General features: G+C 53.5%; 4 protein-coding genes. All 4 read left to right on the top strand.

The window, feature by feature from the left end:
• Positions 1–633, top strand: a 633-nt coding sequence (locus K7B09_RS12995) for a hypothetical protein (protein WP_317851761.1), incomplete at its 5' end; no start/stop codon positions are given.
• 76 nt (positions 634–709) lie between these two features.
• On the top strand, positions 710–1,051 hold the full coding sequence (locus tag K7B09_RS12990; protein ID WP_223629888.1) for a hypothetical protein: 342 nt from the start codon (positions 710–712) through the stop codon (positions 1,049–1,051).
• Between the two features lie 72 nt (positions 1,052–1,123).
• A complete protein-coding gene (locus tag K7B09_RS12985) occupies positions 1,124–1,483 on the top strand; it encodes a PDZ domain-containing protein (RefSeq protein ID WP_223629887.1) in 360 nt (119 codons plus the stop codon).
• A 113-nt stretch (positions 1,484–1,596) separates the two neighbouring features.
• Complete coding sequence (locus K7B09_RS12980) at positions 1,597–1,860, top strand: hypothetical protein (protein WP_223629886.1); 264 nt, start codon at positions 1,597–1,599, stop codon at positions 1,858–1,860.
• The last annotated feature ends 238 nt before the right edge of the window (positions 1,861–2,098 follow it).

Genomic DNA, 2,098 nt, shown 5'->3' with positions numbered 1-2,098 from the left:
TACAACCTAACAGTTCGTTCAAGCCGACGCCGCTTCATGGCATCGTGTTATCTTTCGGCGTCCGGCTGCTGTCGCTTCGGTTGCACCTCGTTGCGGCGCGGCTTAACTCAGGTGTTAGGTGCCAGCATGAAGTTTCTAGCGGTTCTAGCAGCCATCCTTCTCAGCTCGGCGACATCCGCGGCTACGCCGTATCGCACCGAGAACATCATGCTGTTGCAGCCTGACTTCGTACTCAAGGAGCGGGCGCCTTCTGTTCCGGCGCTGTCTGAGTACATAAAGGCAGTTCAGTCTGCGGCGGAGAATGCACTGGCTGACGAACAGCCGCATCCCGCAAGTGGCTATTTGGTCCTGGCAGTCCGGCCTGGCGGAAAATCCATGGTCTGGCTGGACTTCAAGCCCGGCCTCCCAGAGTCCAGCGCCGCCAAACTTCGGGCCGCAATCCTTGCTGTACCCGCGTTTGAGGCCCGTGGTGGCGTTGTCGTCTTTGCGCTCAACTCGTCATTGTGGGATTCGCCTGTATCGCAAGGCTTTCCGAACCCACAAGAATGGTCCAAGGCAATGGAGGGGCGCAGTGAGCCCATGGAGATCGGTGACTTGGTGGACAAGGTGTGGCCTGCCGAGGCTGGCACCTAACAATTCATTCAAGCCGACGCCGCTTCGCGGCGCGGCTTAATTCAGGTGTTAGCTGCGCACCCAACACCCTCGGAACTTGCAAGAGGAACCCGATCTGAACAAGTTCGATGCACTCATTCTCCTCGGAAGTGGCTACACCTGTGGCTGTGCATGCATGGCCGGTCCAGCCATGCATTCTTTGAAGGACAAATTCCGCATTATCAAAAAGTGGCCATTCCTCTGGGGCATCGTTGCGGGCATTAACGGTCTTTTAGTTGGAATAATTGCGGTCTTCATGTTTTCGCTCTTTGCAATTGGCAAGAATCCCGGATTTCCAGACTTTTGGCCACGCGCCTTACTATTCACTACAGGCCTCATCGCTGGCGGATCGCTTGTATTTGCATATATGTTCAAAATTGAAGCACTGCTTAAAAAATGATTCGCGCAGCTAACAATTCATTCAAGCCGACGCCGCTTCGCGGCGCGGCTTAATTCAGGTGTTAGGTCTCCCATGAGAGTTCTACTAAAAGCCCTGTTCGTCTTGGCATTTCTCGCGGCCTCGATGCCCACCGAAGCCGGAAAAGTCCTTCTCGGGTTCACGGTGCATTACACGGTTAAACAAGCTACTGCTTTCGACGCAAAACTTGATCGTGTCGTCGTGACCAAGGTCAAAGAAAAATCCCCTGCAATGCGCGCGGGGCTAATGCCAGGAGACGTAATTGAGCTTTTGAATGGCGCGGTTGTATCTGGCAACTCCGCACGCAAGCTAGATAAGGAAATGAGTGCCATCCAAGCCAGAGACATCGTCAAAATGACAGTGTTACGCTCTGGTAAGAGGGTTGCCATCAGCATGGTCGCTGGGGAGACCTAACAATTCATTCAAGCCGACTCCGCTTCGTTCCGGCGTCAGGCATGGCAGGAAAAGCTTGCCATGCCTGCCACCTCCACTACGCTACGCGGCTTAATTCAGGCGTTAGGCTTCTCATGCAATTCCTCATGCGACCCAAAAGCTATAATTTGCTCGCGGCAATTGGGATAGCAATTTTTGCTGTCTTTGCACTAGCCATTGGGTTCGCACTGCTCCTTCTAATCGTCATGATCAAAGAAACGAAAAGAAGCGGCTTTCCGTATTTATCAATCGGCAACGCTATTTCTGCACTTCCACTGACTGTCGTTCTGTTTGGTCTGTTGGTCACAAGCTTTGTGGCAATTGGTATTCGTGCCCTGCATGATCGCCAAGAAGCCTAACAATTCATTCAAGCCGAGCCCGCTTCGTGGCTCCAACAAAAACCGGTTCTCCTTGGGCGGGCCGGCTTAATTCAGGTGTTAGGTTTAGCGCGGAATTTTTTGGGGATGTGCGGGCTTTGCATTGAATTGCGCCTGATAGGTTTACTGTTAGGTTCAAGTGTGCCCTTGCGTACTTGGCCCACAGCGCGCAGGGGACCTGCGCACCGTGGTGGCGGTAGCATTCCGTAGCTTGCTTCGC

The sequence above is a fragment of the Thermomonas beijingensis genome (assembly GCF_020034655.1).
Taxonomy (GTDB): domain Bacteria; phylum Pseudomonadota; class Gammaproteobacteria; order Xanthomonadales; family Xanthomonadaceae; genus Thermomonas; species Thermomonas beijingensis.
This window is presented reverse-complemented; position numbering and strand designations above follow the sequence as displayed.

Excerpts from the sequence above, each read along its gene's own strand:
- K7B09_RS12985 (WP_223629887.1), top strand. The coding sequence starts at position 1,124 with ATGAGAGTTCTACTAAAAGCCCTGTTCGTCTTGGCATTTCTCGCGGCC.
- K7B09_RS12980 (WP_223629886.1), top strand. The coding sequence starts at position 1,597 with ATGCAATTCCTCATGCGACCCAAAAGCTATAATTTGCTCGCGGCAATT.